Here is a 16,490-nt window from a genome sequence, read left to right on the forward strand (position 1 = left end):
GTTCGATTTCCTCAAGACGTGGAGAAAACCGATTTGTACTTCCCTGCCTCGCCGGCGCCCTCTTTTTTTCCGGGGATTTTCATCCCGGCCTTGGCGTGGTATTCGCTAAAGATGGAAAGCGCTTCTTCGTAGGGGAAGATCGTCTCGATATCGTCGAAGGGTTTGCCGCCACTGCGTTCCTCGACAATGCGGCGAACCACCTCCGGGCCTTCGCCACGGGAGGCCATGACCAGCCAGTTGACCTTTTCCCGGCGCTCCGCCTCGTATTGCCTGAGCGCCTCCGCCGGGTCGTCCACCGCGGCCAGTCGCTCGGCCAGCACGCGGGCGTCGACGAAGGCCTGGCAGACGCTGTTGCCGCCGCGTGGGTACATGGCGTGAGCCGCGTCGCCGAGTAGCGTGATGCGACCGAACGACCACTGGGGCAGTGGGTCGTGGTCGATCAGCGGGAACAGGTAGCATTCCCGCGCGTTGCGGATCATCTCGCCGACATCGAGGAAGTCCAGCTTGCAGTCGTCGAACACGTGTTCGATTTCCTGGATGCCCACTTCCTGATTCCAGTCTTCCTCGCTCTGGGGCTTCTCGTCCTGCTCGACCACCCAGTTGACCAACTGATTGCCCTGGCCATCGACGTTGTCCTGGATCGGGTAGACGATCAGGGTGCCCTGGCGGATCGGATCGCCGATGTGCAGGATGCTGCCGCCGGTCTTGATCGGCGGCATGACGGTAACGCCGCGGTAGAGGGTCAGGCCGGAGAAATGGGAGCGGTCGGATTCCGGCAGCAGTTTGCTGCGGATGACCGAGCGGATACCGTCGACACCGATCACCACATCGGCGCGGACCTGGCCAGGCTCACCCTCGAAAGTCAGGGTGACGCCGTCTGCATCCTGATCGATGTCCTTGCAGCGCGCGCCGAGCGTGATGGCATCCTCGCCCAGACGGTCCAATACGGCCTTGTAGAGCATCATCTGCATGTGGCCGCGATGAACGAAACGCTGGTCGTGGTCGTAGCCCATATGGCGGCCGCATTCCTCGCCGAAGATCTTCTGGCCGTAACCGGTGTAGAAGACGGATTCCCGGGCTTCGACGGAGATGTCGCGGAAGTCTTCATACAGTCCCAGTTCGGTGATTTCTTTCACCGCATAGGGCTTGATATCCACGCCCACGCCGAGCGGTTTCAGCTCCGGGGCGGCTTCGTAGATGTGTGGGCGAAAGCCCTGCTGGTGGAGTCGCAGCGCGGTGGCCAGGCCACCCGGGCCCGCGCCGATGATTGCAATGTCCAGCATGGTTCGTTTCCTCTTGTTGTTAGCGGTAGCTCCGTGCCGGAGCCGGTGTCGGATGATTGGTGGCTATTCGTTCACCAGCGCCAGGAATCGCTCCAGGGTCGGTGGGTCCACCTTGATGTTGGGCTCGCGCGGTTCGGTCCCCACGAAAGGACTCGCTTCGGCAAACCATTTCTTCTGCGCCGGGAACCCCCACTGATCGGCCCGTTTGGGGTCGGCCAGATCCCAGGCCAGTGGCGGCTCCAGGTCGATGTGCTGGTAGTGGGTGTTGAACAGCTCGACGCGGTGGCCGTCCGGGTCGCGGAAGTAGACGAACAGTGCGCCGCTGATGCCATGGCGCCCCGGGCCGCGCTCCAGACGGGTGGCATAGCCCAGGGATCCGGCCACGTCGCAGGCGCGGATCATGTCGTTGGTATCGGGGAGGGTGTAGGCGAAGTGGTGCAGGCGCGGTCCCAGCCCGTTGGTAAAGACGATGTCGTGCGGGTTGCCCTTGCGCTGCATCCAGACGCCCCACAGATTCTCGCCGCCATCCTCGCGCTTGGAAAAAGTGTACTCGCTGAGCCGGAATCCCAGCGGCTGGTAGAACTCATAAGCGCGGCGTACGTCGTGGGTCTGGATCTGGTAGTGATCGATGCGCTGGGCGCTGGCACCGCGGTAGTGGTTGTATTCCTTCATCATCCGCGGACGTCGCTCCATGGAAGACGTCAGCTCCAATGGCACACCGGTGCTGTCGGTGACGTGCAGGGTTGGGCCCTGGAAAGGCACGTCGACAAGCTGGCAGTCGATGCCGCGGCTGCCGAAGTAGTCCTGGGCGGCGTGGATGTCGTCGTCGGTCAGTACCCGCATGCCGATCCGGGCGCATTTGCCGGCGTTCGGCGACTTGTTAAGCACGAGGCTGTGGTGACCGTTCTCCTCCAGCCCTCGCAGGTAGACGCTGTTGGCGTCCTCATCGCTGACCACCAGCCCCACCAGTTCGGTATAGAAGTGTTTGCTGGCTTCCAGATCGCTCACATTGAGCACAACGTGACTGGTGCGGGTCACGTTGAAGGGTGGGTTCAGGACGAAATCATTCAGGCTCATTGTTGTTCTCCCTGTCGTTCGACGCGGCTCCGGACGGGCCGGCCTTTCACACTTTGGTGCGTCTTTCGATTGCGAGTGATTTGAATATTTCGATATATCTTAGAAAAAGATATATCTTAATTTTCCGATCAACGATTAGACAAAAGTCGTAGTTGAGGTGTTTGGTTTGGAGAAAAGGTGGGAGCTTTGCACCGAGCTGGTGCGCTTGGGCGTCGGTCGTGCGTCGGTCAGTTAGCCGAGGTGGGCGTTACTGTGATGAGCCCCGGGTAGAAGGCGTGCCGTTGCGAGGTGGCAGGCGCTGGTGAGGTCTGCGCCGCACCGGGCACGGATACTGCTCGTGTTGGGATGTTTCACACGTTGAGCGGAGGTTGCTGCCCATGCTACTCGTTGGCCGGCGGTGTCTCCGCATTGGGGAAAGAGCATGAAAGTATCCGTCATCGGCATGGGCAATGTCGGTTCGAGCCTGGCGTTTGTCCTGGCCATGAAACACATCGTCAAGGAACTGGTTCTGGTGGGGCGCAGCCGGGAATCGGTGTTGGGGGACGTCCTGGACCTGCGCCACGGCCAGCTGTTCGTCAGCACACCCACCCAGGTCAACGCCGGAACCCTGGCGGACACGGCCGGTTCCGACATCATCGCCATGTGCGCGTCGGTGCCCACGCCCAAGCATATGCGTAGCCGCATGGAGCTGGCCCAGGGCAACGTGGACCTGATGCGTGAGATCATGCCGGAACTGGCGCGTCTGTCGCCGGAAAGCACGATCGTGATGGTGTCCAACCCGGTGGACGTACTGGTCCACTATGCGCTGAAGTTTACCGGCTTCCGGCCCAACCAGGTGCTGGGCACGGGCACGCTGGTGGATTCCTCGCGTTTCCGTCAGTTGCTGGCGGAGGAGTTGCGGATCCACACCGAGGACATTCGCGCTTATATCCTGGGCGAGCACGGCGACAGCCAGTTTCCGGCCATGAGCTGCGCCGAGGCCGGTGGTGAGCCGCTGGACCCGACGCCGGGTCGTTTCGCCTTGTTCGAGAAGGCCTCGCGAGCCGGCTTCGAAGTGCTCAAACATAAGGGCTGCACCAACTACGCCATTGCCCTGGCCGCGGCCTTCATCATCGAGAGCATCGCTCTGGACGCCAAGCACACCATGCCGGTCAGCCTGCGGGTGGACGGTTTCCAGGGGGTAACGGACGTTTGCCTGAGCCTGCCGGCGGTGATTGGTGGCAACGGGATCGAACGGGTATTGCATCCCAGGCTGAACGAGCGTGAGCAGCAGGCTTTCCTGCACAGCGCGTCGACCGTGCGCAACGTCATCGAGTCGGTGGCTGGGGAAGCGGTGACTTAGTGTTTCCTGATACCTGCGTCCCATAACACCCGCGCCCCTTAACACGGGGGCCCCTCAACATCGGGGCCCGGCATTAAGCTTAGCCGGCCATATCCTTCACGTTCTCCATCACCACGAAAGTGCTGGTCTGGAGGACGTGGGGCAGGGCGGAGATCTGCTCGCCCAGGACCTGGCGGTACTCGGCCATGTTGCGGGTGCGGACCTTCAGTAAATAATCGAAGTTACCGGCAATCATGTGGCACTGCTCCACCGCCGAGATCTGGTTGATGGCGTCGTTGAAGGCGGCCAGGGCCTTGCTGCTGGTGTCGTTCAGGGTGACCTGGGCGAAGGCAATGTGACTCAGCCCCAGCTTGGTCTGGTTGATCAGTGCGGTGTAGCCGGTGATGTAGCCCTGCTCTTCCAGCCGGCGCATGCGGACCTGGCAAGGGGTTTTGGAGAGGCCGACCCGGGAGGCCAGCTCCGTAACGGTGACGCGCGCGTTCTTTTGCAGTTCGCGCATAATGGAGCGATCGATTCGGTCCAGTTCGACCATGGTTCGAATTCCCGGGAAGATTAATGGCTAATTGAGTCGTCAAATATAATCAGGTTGCCTTCGTTTTGAAACCGTATGGTCAAAGTGTCTTTCGAGGATTGGTTATACTGCGTGTACGATCCCATTTGCTGTGCCGTCGGCTTTATCCGGAGACGATTAATGACCGAATCCCACCCCTCGGACTCCAACGCCCTTCTGGAACAACTCGCGGACGCCATCCAGGCGGATGATCCCGACCAGACCCACCTGAGGGAAATCGTCAACCGGGTCATGGCCCAGTCGCAATCCTGGGAGAGCCACCTGCGCACCCAATTGATCGAGGCCTTCGGCGATGACCTGGGCGATCGGTATGCGCGCTCGTTCCGGAGCGCCTTCCCCAGCGGTTACCGTACCCGGTTTTCCGTGGCGGAAGCGGTCAGCGACCTGCGCCAGTTGCTGTCCATCGCTGTCAGCAGCGATGTGCCCATGCGTTTTTATCCAGTGGACGAACGCGACGGCCAGGTGCTGCGTTTCAAGCTCTACAGCCAGGGTAAGCCGGTTATCCTCTCGGACGTGATTCCCATGCTGGAAAACCTGGGCATGCGGGTTCTCGACGAGCACCCTTACCGCATCCAGCGCCAGGACGGGGAGACCTTCGGGGTCAGTGATTTCACCGTGGAGGTCCATTCCACCGGCAATCAGGCGGTGGCGGACAGCGTCATGTCGTTGCTGCAGGAGGCTTTCCGGGAAATCTGGAACGGCTTTGCCGAGAACGATGAACTGAACCGGCTGATCATGGTGTCCGGCCTGGGCTGGCGGGAGGTAAGCCTGCTGCGGGCCTATTCCCGCTACATCAAGCAACTGCGTTTCGGTTTTAGCCAGCCGTTCATTGCGGAGACCCTGGCCCGCCACGTAGAGATTACCCGGCGGCTGGTGGCCCTGTTCCAGGTGCGTTTTGATCCGGCGTTTGAACCGAATGGCACCCGGGCGGACGAGAGCGCCGCCGTTGAAGAGGCCATCCTGGCGGATCTGGAAGCGGTGGAGAGCCTGGATGATGACCGCATCCTGCGGCGCTTCTACCTGCTGATCAAGGCCACCTTGCGCACCAACTTTTTCCAGCGCTTCGAGGGGCAGTTCAAGAGCTACCTGTCCCTCAAGTTCGACCCCCAGTCGATCCCCGATATCCCCAAACCGAGACCCCGCTTCGAGGTGTTCGTCTATTCGCCCCGCGTTGAAGGGGTACACCTGCGGGCGGGACCGGTGGCTCGGGGCGGGCTGCGCTGGTCGGACCGGGCGGAGGACTACCGCACCGAGATCCTGGGTCTGGTGAAAGCCCAGCAGGTGAAGAACTCGGTGATCGTGCCGGTGGGCGCCAAGGGCGGCTTTATCGTCAAGCAGCCGCCCCGCGACGGTTCGCGTCAGGCGCTGCAGGAGGAGGGCGTGGCCTGCTATCGAATCTTTATTCGCGGCCTGCTGGATCTGACCGACAACCTGGAAGCCGGTCAGGTGGTGCCGCCGGCGGACGTCGTGCGTCACGATGACGACGATCCCTACCTGGTGGTGGCCGCCGACAAGGGCACGGCCACCTTCTCCGACATCGCCAATCGCCTGGCCGAGGAGTATGGCTTCTGGCTGGGGGATGCTTTTGCCTCCGGCGGCAGCGAAGGTTATGACCATAAGAAGATGGGTATCACCGCCCGCGGCGCCTGGGAATCGGTCAAGCGCCACTTCCTGGAAAAAGGCGTCGACACCCAGTCCGACGAGTTCACGGTGGTTGGCGTCGGCGACATGGGCGGCGACGTATTCGGCAACGGCATGTTGTTGTCGGACCGGATCCGGCTGGTGGGCGCGTTCAATCACCTGCACATCTTCATCGACCCCAAGCCCGACGCCGCAGCGGCGTTCCGCGAACGCCAGCGCCTGTTCGAGCAGCCCGGGTCCAGCTGGGCCGACTACGACCGCGAACTGATCAGCAAGGGCGGCGGCGTGTTTTCCCGTTCCCAGAAGTCGATTCCCATCAACGCCGCCATGCGCAAGGCCCTGGGCACCGACGCCAGGCGGTTGACGCCCAACGAGCTGATCAGCGCGCTGCTGCAGGCGCCGGTGGACATGATCTGGAACGGCGGCATTGGCACCTACGCCAAATCCCCGGCTGAGTCCCACGAGAGTGTCGGGGACAAGGCCAACGATCCGGTCCGTGTCGACAGTAACCAGTTGCGCTGCCGGGTGCTGGGAGAGGGCGGCAACCTGGGGTTCACCCAGCTGGCGCGGATCGGCTTCGCCCGCCGCGGCGGGGCGGCCAACACCGACTTCATCGACAATGCCGGCGGCGTGGACTGCTCGGACCACGAGGTCAACATCAAGATCCTGCTCAGCAAGGAGGTGCAGGAAGGTCGGTTATCGCTGGAGCAGCGCAATCGCCTGTTGCGGGAGATGACCGGCGAAGTGTCTGAATTGGTGCTCCAGAACAACTACCGCCAGGCCCTGGCGCTGAGTCTGGCCGAGTCCACGGCTGCTGCCAGTCTCGACGAGCATGAGCGCTTCATGCGTCGCCTGGAAGCGGAAGGCCGGCTGGACCGCGCGCTGGAATTCCTGCCCGGCGACGAGGCCTTGCAGGAGCGCAAGGAATCCCTGTCGGGCCTGACCCGACCGGAGCTGTCGGTGCTGGTGTCCTACGCCAAGATCGAGCTCAAGCAGTTGCTGCTGGCGTCGCCCCTGGTCCACGACGAGCGCTTCCGCGACGCGCTCTACTCGGCGTTTCCGGCGTCGCTGTTGCGGGCCTTCCCGGGCGCGGTGGAACAGCACCCGCTGCGGGCCGAGATCACCGCCACACAATTGGCCAATGACATGGTCAATCGCATGGGCATCACCTGGCTGGACAAGATCCGCCATGCTTCGCGCTCCGGTGCGGATGAGATCGCCGCGGCCTACCGCATCGCGGTGGATATCTACGATGTCGACGCACAATGGCGTGAGATCGAAGCGCTGGACGGTCAGATCGCTGCCGGCGTCCAGCTCGATCTGTTGCGCGATCTGACCCGGCTGGTGACACGCACCACCAACTGGTTGCTTCGCACACGGCCGCAGGATCTCGATGCAGTGGCCTGCCGCGAGCGTTACCAGCCACATCTGGTGCGGGTCATGAGCGCCACCGACAGCCTGCGCGGCGTGATTCCTGAAAGCCGCTGGAATGAGCGCTATGATTATTATGTGAGCAATTCGGTGCCGGAACGTCTGGCGGCCTGCTGCGCGTCCACAGAGAGCCGCTACTGGTTGATGGATATCATCGAGGTGGCGCTGCAGTTCGACGAGTCGCTGGAAGCGGTGGCCTGGGTGTACTTCTCGCTGGGCGAAAGCCTCAACCTGACCTGGCTCGACAGGCAGATGCGCCAGTTCCGGGCGCGGGGGCATTGGGAGGTGCTGGCCACCAGTCATTACCGCGACGATCTGGACTATCAGCTGCGTCACCTGACCTCCAGTGTGTTCCGTGTGGGGAACGGGAGCGAACAGGATGCGTCCGTGGGCGAAGTGCCGTCGAAAATGGCGCCCGAAACCTTGCTGGCGCAGTGGCGCGACGGCAAGCAGACGCAACTGGGCCGTTGGAAGCAGATGCTGGGAGACATGCAGACGGCGAAAAACATTGATTGTGCAGTGTTTTCTGTCGCTCACGGTGTCCTGAGGGAGCTGGCGGCAGAGGCGGGATGACTGCGAAATCGGGTTTCCCGTCGAACGGGTAAAGGTCATATTGCCTATATTTAACCCTTCGGAAAGGAAGGGCTCGGTTTTTGTTTGGCCAAAAAAGGTCTGATTGGTTGCTTTGGCCGGGGTAATAGGAAAATGGTCTTTGTCTGTCTCGGTAAAATGCGACCAGAGAGACAAACAACGACGAGGTGACAACTATGAAACCGCAGCAGTCAGTGACTCCTGAACTAATCGACTCCCGCCAGGCCGTCCGCGATTACTATCTGGCCGACGAATACAAGGTGATTCACGAGCTGATTGCTGACGCCCAGTTGTCCAAGGCTGAGCGTGAAGCGATTTCAGCGCGTGCGGCAGACCTGGTGCGCAGCGTCCGCAGTAACGCCAAGCCGACCATCATGGAGAAGTTCCTGTCGGAATACGGCCTGACCACCAAGGAGGGCGTGGCCCTCATGTGCCTGGCTGAGGCCCTGCTGCGCGTGCCGGACAACACCACGATCCACGCGCTGATCGAAGACAAGATCACCTCCGGAAACTGGGGCGCCCACGTGGGCAAAGCCACCTCTTCCCTGATCAACTCCACCACGCTGGCCCTGCTGATGACCAGCAACCTGCTCAAGGACTCCGAGCGCCAGAGCGTGGGCGAGACCCTGCGCAAGCTGATCAAGCGTATGGGCGAGCCGGTGGTGCGGACCGTGGCCGGTCAGGCCATGAAGGAAATGGGGCGCCAGTTTGTCCTGGGCCGTGACATCGAGGAAGCCCAGGAGCGCGGCAAGAGCAACATGAGTCGCGGTTATACCTACTCCTACGACATGCTGGGCGAAGCCGCCCGGACCGATGCCGACGCGCTGCGCTACTACAAGGCCTACGCTGACGCCATCGACAGCATCAGCAAGAACTGCGCGGGCGACGTGCGCACCAACCCGGGCATCTCCGTCAAACTGTCCGCCCTGCTGGCCCGCTACGAGTACGGCCACAAAGAGCGCGTGATGGAAGAGCTGGTGCCCCGTGCGCTGGATCTGGCGAAGAAAGCCGCCAAAGCCAATATGGGCTTTAACATCGACGCGGAAGAGGCGGATCGCCTGGACCTGTCCCTGGACGTGATCGAAGCGATCCTGGCAGATCCCGAACTGGCCCATTGGGACGGTTTCGGCGTGGTCGTGCAGGCTTTCGGCAAGCGTGCGTCCCACGTCCTGAACTGGCTCTACGCCCTGTCCAACAAGCTGGATCGCCGCATCATGGTGCGTCTGGTGAAGGGTGCCTACTGGGACGCCGAGATCAAGCGCGCCCAGGTGATGGGCCTGAGCGATTTCCCGGTGTTCACCCGCAAGGCCTGCAGTGACGTGTCCTACCTGGCCTGCGCCAAGCAACTGCTGGGCATGACCGACCGCATCTATCCGCAGTTTGCCACCCACAACGCCCACTCGGTGTCGGCGGTGCTGGAACTGGCCAAGAACGTCGACCGCAACCTGTTTGAATTCCAGCGTCTGCACGGCATGGGCGAGTCCCTGCACGATCAGGTGATCCGCGACAGCGGCGTGCCCTGCCGCATCTACGCGCCGGTCGGCAAGCACAGCGACCTGCTGGCGTACCTGGTGCGCCGTCTGCTGGAGAACGGCGCCAACAGCTCGTTCGTGAACCAGATCGTCGACACCAGCATCACCCCGGAAGAGATTGCCAAGGATCCCATCGACGCGGTGCTGGCCCTGGGCGACGGCATTTCCAGCAAGGCCATTGTGCGTCCGGCCGACCTGTTCGGCGCCAACCGCCGCAACTCCAAGGGCTGGGACCTGACCGATCCGGTCACCATCGCGCAGATCGACGAGGGCCGCGGCGCTTACCGCACCCATCGCTGGAAGGGCGGTCCGGTCATGGCGGTGGACGCCGTGGGTGCGGAAGTCCAGGTGGTGCGTAATCCGGCCGATCCGGACGACGTGGTGGGTGAAGTCACCCAGGCCTCCGACGCCGATATCGACGCCGCCATCACGGCCGGCGAAGAGGGCTTCCGGACCTGGTCCGCGATGCCCGCCGAAGAGCGCGCCGAGTGCCTGCGCAAGATCGGCAAGCTGTACGAGGACAACGTCGACGAGCTGTTCGCACTGACCTGCCGCGAGGCCGGCAAGTCCTTGTTCGACGCCGTCGCCGAAATCCGCGAAGCGGTGGATTTCTGTGAGTTCTACGCCAACGAAGGCATTCGCTACAAAGACAGTGGCGACGCCCGCGGTGTGATGTGCTGTATTTCGCCGTGGAACTTCCCGCTGGCGATCTTCACCGGCCAGATCGCGGCCAACCTGGCGGCCGGCAACGCCGTCATCGCCAAGCCGGCGGAGCAGACCGCACTGCTGGCGGCCCGGGCCGTTGAACTGATGCACGAGGCCGGCGTCCCCAAAGGCGCCGTGCAGCTGGTGCCGGGCACCGGCGCTACCGTCGGTGCCGCGCTGACGTCCGATCCGCGTATGGCGGGCGTCTGCTTCACCGGCTCCACCGCAACGGCCCAGCGCATCAACAAGGTCATGACCGAGAAGATGGCGCCGGACGCCCCGCTGGTAGCGGAAACCGGTGGCCTGAACGCCATGATCGTGGATTCCACCGCGCTGCCGGAGCAGGTGGTGCGCGACGTCCTGGCCTCGTCCTTCCAGAGTGCCGGCCAGCGCTGCTCCGCGCTGCGCATGCTGTACGTGCAGAAAGACATCGCTGACCACCTGCTGGAAATGCTGTTCGGCGCCATGGAGGAGCTGGGCATCGGCAACCCGTGGGACCTGTCCACGGACGTGGGCCCGGTCATCGACCAGACCGCCAAGGACCGCATCGTCAGCCACTGTGAGAAATATGAGAAGCGCGGCAAGGTGCTGAAGAAGCTGTCGGTACCGGAGAAAGGTCTGTTCGTGTCGCCAACCGTTATCCAGGTCAGCGGCATCGAGGAGCTGGAAGAGGAAATCTTCGGGCCGGTCCTGCACGTGGCAACCTTTGAGGCGGCGGATATCGACAAAGTGATCGACGCGGTCAACGACAAGGGCTACGGCCTGACCTTCGGCATCCACAGCCGGGTGGACCGTCGCGTCGAGCGGATCTCCAGCCGCATCAAGGTGGGCAACACCTATGTCAACAGGAACCAGATCGGCGCCATCGTCGGCTCCCAGCCGTTCGGCGGTGAGGGCCTGTCCGGTACCGGTCCCAAGGCGGGTGGTCCGCACTACGTGCGTCGTTTCATGAAGGGCGAGAGCATCGAGGTGCCGGCCCAGTCCGCCGGCAAGCAGATCGGTGCCGAGCGCCTGCAGAAGCTGATCGACAAGGCGCAGGGGCTGCAGCCGCAGGCTCCGGAAAGCCGTATCCAGGCCATGCGCCCGATCTTCGGCGAGGTGCCCGAGGCCCTGGACGCGCATCCGGAAGACATGCCGGGACCCACTGGCGAGCTCAACCGTCTGTCCAACCACGCCCGCGGCCTGGTGGTGTGCCTGGGGCCGGACGGCGAGTCTGCGCTCAAGCAGGCGGCCAGCGCCCTGTCCCAGGGTAACCGGGTGGTGGTCGTGGCGCCGAACGTCGAGAAGACTGTCAGCCAGGCGGCCAAGGCCGGCCTGCCGATCGTTGGCGTTGACGGTGTGCTGGACCCGGTTGCCTTGACCCAGGCTCACGGCTTTGAAGCGGTGACCAGCGTTGCCGAGCGCTCGCTGCTGCGCGAGTACCGGGATGCCTTGGCCAAGCGCGACGGCGCGCTGATCCAGTTGATCACCGAGCCAACCCTGACCCAGCGCTTCGTGGTAGAGCGGCACCTGTGTGTCGACACCACGGCAGCCGGTGGTAACGCGAGCTTGATCGCCGCGTCCGAATAAGCCCTCAACGAGGCTTCGGTTCCGACAACGCCCGGATGGTTCCGCCATCCGGGCGTTTTTCGTTGGGGCGCTGGGGTTCCCGCAGGATGCTTCCCAAAAATGAATACGGTTTTGCAACCAATCAATTAGGGGCCTAGCAAACGGGCTGCTAGGTTGGTGTCGGTTCCGTCGCGTTCCTTCCTTCTGCGTGGCGGGGCCAGGGAGCCTGATCAGAGGTTCCTGAACTCAGGTCTATCAAAAACAACGACAACACAGGGATCGTGGCGTCCGTTTTCTCAAAACCATAACAACATTGGGAGAAGCCATGCTGAAACAATGCCTGACGGCTGCGTTGCTGATGTTTGCCCTGGCCTCGAGCGCCATGGCGCAGGACAACAGCACTTTCCGGGTCACCCTGCTGGGCACCGGTACTCCAAACCCCAATCCCGATCGTTTCGGCCCCAGCACCCTGGTGCAGGCCGGCAACCTGAACCTGCTGTTTGATGCCGGGCGCGGCAATACCATCCGCCTGTGGCAGTTGAAGGTGCCGCTGGGCAGTCTCGATGAAGTCTTCCTGACGCACTATCACTCGGATCACGTCAACGGTCTGGCGGATCTTTGGATGACCGGCTGGCTGCCGCCGGTATACGCCGGGCGCAAGCAGCCGTTCAACATCACCGGCCCGACCGGTCTGCAGGCACTGACCGATGGTCTGGTCAGTGCGTTTGAGAACAACGCCAAGGTGCGTATTGCCGATGAGAAGCTGCCGCCGGAAGCCAACCGCTTCAACGTCACCGAGTTTGACGAGCAGGTCGGTGGCGTGGTCTATGAAAAGAACGGCGTCAGAGTCACGGCGTTTTCCAACTTGCACGGCGACCTGATTCATCCGTCGGTCGGCTACCGCATTGACTATCAGGGCAAGTCGGTGGTGATTTCCGGGGATACCCGCAAATCGAAGACGGTGGTTGAGCATTCACGTGGCGTTGACCTGCTGATCCACGAAGTCGCTGCTGCCCGACCGGAGCTGCTAGAGGCGCTGCCGCGTCTGCAGCCGATCATGAATCATCACACCACGCCGCAGGAGGCGGGTGAGGTGTTCAGCGAAGCCAAGCCAAAGATGGCGGCCTTCACGCATTTCGTGCTGCTGGCAAACCAGGATTACCCGCCGATGACGCCTGCGGAAATCGAGACGGCAACGCGGGAAACCTACGATGGGCCCCTAGCTATGGGGCAGGATCTCATGGCGTTCGATCTGTCCGGCGATAAGGTCAGGGTGATTCCCTGGAACAGCGATCGATAGATCCCCTCGGGGGTTGCCCTTCCGTGACGCCCACCCGGGCGTCACGCATCTTTCTCCAGCCACGCGCAGTGCACTCCGATAACGAACCGGAACGATCCATCGGACATCCGGTAGGGCGCCAGAGCCCGCTCAGCGGCCGCGCTCACTCGCTCGTGTTGATCGGCCGTTACCCGGACACCGGCAAACGGAAACCAGCCGTCCACATCGGCCCGGATCAGATCGGTGATGGTCGGGAAGATGACACTTTCCTCCAGACGTTCCACCTCGACCTCCGCCAGGCCGGCTTCGGCAAAGGTATTCTCGATGATCGAGCGTTGGCCCATGGCGAAGGGCGCGCGCAAAAGGTCGCCGACCGACGGGCTGATCAGTTCCCCATAGAGACCTGACAGAGTCTGGTATACCGGTTGTCGGATCAGCTCATCGAAAACCAGAACCACCAGTCGACCGCCGGGCTCCAGCACCCGGTGCATTTCCCGCAGCGCCTGCACGGGATCGTCAAACAGCATCAGGCCGAACTGGCAGGTGACGGCGTCGAAGGTGTCTTCGTCGAAAGGCAGATTGCCGGCGTGACTTTCCACCCAGCGGATGGTTTCGGATTTTTCCCGGGCCACGGCCAGCATGCCGGGGTTCAGGTCCAGTCCGGTCACGAGGCCATCGGGCTGGACCCGCTGCTGGGCCGACAGGGCCAGTTCACCGGTCCCGCAGGCCACGTCCAGGAGATGCTGGCCGGGCTGTATTCGGGAGCGGTCGAGTGTATGGGGAATCCAGGGCGCGAAGAGTGCGGGCATCAGCCACCGGTCATAGGCCCGGGCGGTGTCGGCGAGCGTTTCCTCGGTGATATCGGTCATGGTTTTCCTCCTTCCGGACAACCGACTCGGGGATGTCATTGGGCAGAGGTGGAGCGGGACACTCGCTCCATTGGCTACCATAGCGCGCCGGCGCAGAAAGGTCATTCGGGATGTGCGTCATGCCGCTGTGGCGGATAGGTAGCGGTGTAGCGGGCGCAGCTCAGCGGAATTACGGTCGTGCAACCTTCCCGCAATGAATATCGGGCGGAGTGCCGTGCCGGCGTTCCCGCAGCAGCACGCGGAATGCGATATAAGTCAGCGTGTTAGGTCGGGTCAGGGAATGCCGGATTTGGCCTAAATTGACATGCGCGTCATCTTGCCGGTGCGAGATATCGCACGAGCAGCATGTGCTTTGACGGCTCCGAACGGCCCATCCTCCCGGGCTACTTTCGGCTCCCATCCTTACTCGGCATGACGCAAGGAGTCGCGAGATGAGTCAGTTCCCGGAGGCGACGGATCCGGTGCTCCGTAACCTGAAGCACGATGTTCCCGCAGGCATTGCGGTCTTTCTGGTAGCCATCCCGTTGTGTCTCGGCATTGCCCTGGCGTCGGGCGCACCCCCCCTGTCCGGTCTGCTGGCCGGTATTATCGGTGGGCTGGTGGTGTCGCTGGTCAGTGGTTCGGCGTTGAGCGTGAGCGGTCCCGCCGCCGGGCTGGTCGTGGTGGTTCTGTCCGCCATCGAGGCGATTGGCTTTGCCGGGTTGCTGATGGCGACGGCGCTGAGTGGGTTGCTGCAGATGCTGTTCGGTTTCCTGCGCCTGGGCCGGATCGGGGCGTTCGTACCCAGCTCGGTGATCAAGGGAATGCTGGCGGCGATCGGTCTGATCCTGGTGATTAACCAGTTGCCGATGCTGGCGGGTATGGCGGACTGGCCGGCCCTGGAGGATTGGGGCTCACGGGCCTTGTCGGCGCAGTTCAGTGGGCTGGCGTTGCTGATTGCCCTGGTCTCCTTCGCGGTTTTGCTGCTGTGGGACCGTCCCGTGATCAAACGGAGTGTGCTCGGCAACCTGCCGGGGCCGCTGGTGGTGGTTATCGTCGCGGTGTTGCTCGACCGGCTGGTCCCGTCCGCCTGGCTTTCCCCGTTAACCGGCGCCCATCGGATTGAGCTTCCGATCGACGCCATGGGCGTGGCCGGGATCGGCGAGTTCCTGGCCCAGTTGCATCTCCCGTCGCTGACGTCGCTGGCCGATCCCCAGGTCTATGTTTTTGCCCTGACACTGGCGCTGGTAGCCAGCCTGGAAACGCTGCTCTCCCTGGAAGCGGTGGACAAGATCGACCCGCTCAAGCGCCACTCGCCGCCGCATCGGGAACTCAAGGCCCAGGGTCTGGGCAACCTGCTCAGTGGTCTGGTGGGCGGCCTGCCGATCACGGCGGTGATCGTACGCAGCTCGGCCAACGTGCAGGCCGGGGGACGTTCCCGGACGTCGAGTTTCGTTCACGGGGCGCTCCTGTTGGTGACCGTGGCCTGCCTGGCGCCGGTGCTGGAGCAGATGCCCCTGGCGTGCCTGGCGGCGATCCTGATCCATACCGGCTTCAAACTGGCGAGCCCGAGGCTGTGGGTCGAACAGTACCGCAAGGGATTGAATCGACTGGTGCCGTTTGCGGCGACCCTGACGTCGGTGGTGGTGATCGACCTGCTGAAAGGGGTGCTGGTGGGCATGTTCTGCGGGCTGTGTTTCATGATACGGGCCAACTTCCGGCGCGCGGTATCGTTCCGCCAGGAGGGGCAGCGGGCCTGGATGCGCTTCCTGACGGACGTGTCTTTCCTCAATCGCGAAGAGGTGCGCAGCAAGCTGGAAAACCTGAAACCGGGCACGCACCTGGTCATAGACGGCCAACTGGCGGCGCATGTGGACCCGGACATCCGTGATGATATCGAGGCCTACGCACGCAATGCGCCCGACCATGGCATCAGCGTGCAGGTGCGCGACCTGCGGGGCTTCAGTGGACACTTCCCGGCGTCGCGGACCATCGACGAGGGCGAGTCTCTCGCGGCCCCCGGGCGACAGGTGTTTGGCTAGGGCGACGAGCGTGGCTGCGGGTTGCGCTTCAGCGGTGGCCCGCCAGGAGGCCCTCGGCTTCCAGCTCTCGCAACTGGGCAACCATCCAGGGGCTGAAAGCCCAGGGAGTGGCGGTCACCGCCTTGATCAGGTCCGCGGGACGGACCCAGCGGCAGTCCATGACTTCGCTCGGTCGCGGCTCCGGTTGGCTGACGCAGCGTGCTGAGAACACGGGGCAGAACTCGTTCTCGACGATGCCGGAGGCGTCTTGCGCCCGGTAGCTGAATTCCGGCAGTCGCAGTTCGACGTCCTGGATATCGACGCCCAGTTCGTAGCGGCAGCGGCGTTTCACGGCATCGGCCGGGGTTTCGCCGGGCAGGGGGTGGCCGCAGGCCGAGTTGGTCCAGACGCCGGGCCAGGCCACCTTGGTCAGGGCGCGCCGGGTCAGTAAGAGCTCACCTTCCGCGTTGAAGAGATAGCAGGAGAACGCCAGATGCAGCGGCGTGTTGCGGTCGTGCACGGTCGCCTTCGGCGCGGTTCCCGCGGGCTGGTTGTGGCGGTCCAGCAGGACGACCCGTTCCTCGTCGACGGTCATGTTTCCTCCAACTTACAGAGCGTCTG

The 16,490-nt window shown here is 63.0% G+C and carries 10 protein-coding genes; 5 read left to right on the top strand and 5 right to left on the bottom strand.

Translation table 11 applies throughout. From position 1 onward, the window contains the following. Nucleotides 1–11: 11 nt before the first annotated feature. Nucleotides 12–1,283: an FAD-dependent monooxygenase gene (locus DKK67_RS05195; protein ID WP_111495055.1), complete on the bottom strand. Its 1,272-nt coding sequence runs from the start codon at nt 1,281–1,283 to the stop codon at nt 12–14. A gap of 63 nt (nt 1,284–1,346) precedes the next feature. After that, nucleotides 1,347–2,360 (bottom strand): 3,4-dihydroxyphenylacetate 2,3-dioxygenase, encoded by a 1,014-nt coding sequence (gene hpaD, locus DKK67_RS05200; protein ID WP_111495057.1) that lies wholly within the window; start codon nt 2,358–2,360, stop codon nt 1,347–1,349. A gap of 421 nt (nt 2,361–2,781) precedes the next feature. Between hpaD and DKK67_RS05205 the strand changes: the two genes are divergently transcribed. Further along, nucleotides 2,782–3,702, top strand: a complete 921-nt coding sequence (locus DKK67_RS05205; protein ID WP_111495059.1) for a malate dehydrogenase — start codon at nt 2,782–2,784, stop codon at nt 3,700–3,702. A 79-nt stretch (nt 3,703–3,781) separates the two neighbouring features. Here the strand turns inward: DKK67_RS05205 and DKK67_RS05210 are convergent, their stop codons facing one another. Then, nucleotides 3,782–4,234 (bottom strand): Lrp/AsnC ligand binding domain-containing protein, encoded by a 453-nt coding sequence (locus DKK67_RS05210; protein WP_111495061.1) that lies wholly within the window; start codon nt 4,232–4,234, stop codon nt 3,782–3,784. Between the two features lie 159 nt (nt 4,235–4,393). Between DKK67_RS05210 and DKK67_RS05215 the strand changes: the two genes are divergently transcribed. The 3 genes from DKK67_RS05215 to DKK67_RS05225 all read left to right on the top strand — a co-directional run bounded on the left by DKK67_RS05215 (nt 4,394) and on the right by DKK67_RS05225 (nt 13,021). Further along, nucleotides 4,394–7,918 (top strand): NAD-glutamate dehydrogenase, encoded by a 3,525-nt coding sequence (locus DKK67_RS05215; RefSeq protein WP_111495063.1) that lies wholly within the window; start codon nt 4,394–4,396, stop codon nt 7,916–7,918. 194 nt (nt 7,919–8,112) lie between these two features. Beyond that, a complete protein-coding gene (gene putA / locus DKK67_RS05220; protein WP_111495065.1) occupies nt 8,113–11,742 on the top strand; it encodes a bifunctional proline dehydrogenase/L-glutamate gamma-semialdehyde dehydrogenase PutA in 3,630 nt (1,209 codons plus the stop codon). Between the two features lie 304 nt (nt 11,743–12,046). After that, on the top strand, nt 12,047–13,021 hold the full coding sequence (locus DKK67_RS05225; protein ID WP_111495067.1) for an MBL fold metallo-hydrolase: 975 nt from the start codon (nt 12,047–12,049) through the stop codon (nt 13,019–13,021). Nucleotides 13,022–13,062: 41 nt separating this feature from the next. Here the strand turns inward: DKK67_RS05225 and DKK67_RS05230 are convergent, their stop codons facing one another. Next, the gene (locus tag DKK67_RS05230; RefSeq protein WP_162628753.1) at nt 13,063–13,869 is read right to left on the bottom strand and encodes a class I SAM-dependent methyltransferase; all 807 of its coding nucleotides are present in this window, start codon (nt 13,867–13,869) and stop codon (nt 13,063–13,065) included. A 431-nt stretch (nt 13,870–14,300) separates the two neighbouring features. Between DKK67_RS05230 and DKK67_RS05235 the strand changes: the two genes are divergently transcribed. Then, complete coding sequence (locus DKK67_RS05235; protein WP_111495071.1) at nt 14,301–15,890, top strand: SulP family inorganic anion transporter; 1,590 nt, start codon at nt 14,301–14,303, stop codon at nt 15,888–15,890. A gap of 28 nt (nt 15,891–15,918) precedes the next feature. Here the strand turns inward: DKK67_RS05235 and idi are convergent, their stop codons facing one another. Beyond that, entirely contained in the window at nt 15,919–16,464 is a 546-nt protein-coding gene (idi, locus tag DKK67_RS05240; RefSeq protein WP_111495073.1) for an isopentenyl-diphosphate Delta-isomerase, read from the bottom strand. Nucleotides 16,465–16,490: the final 26 nt, after the last annotated feature.

The organism is Marinobacter bohaiensis (assembly GCF_003258515.1).
GTDB lineage: Bacteria > Pseudomonadota > Gammaproteobacteria > Pseudomonadales > Oleiphilaceae > Marinobacter_A > Marinobacter_A bohaiensis.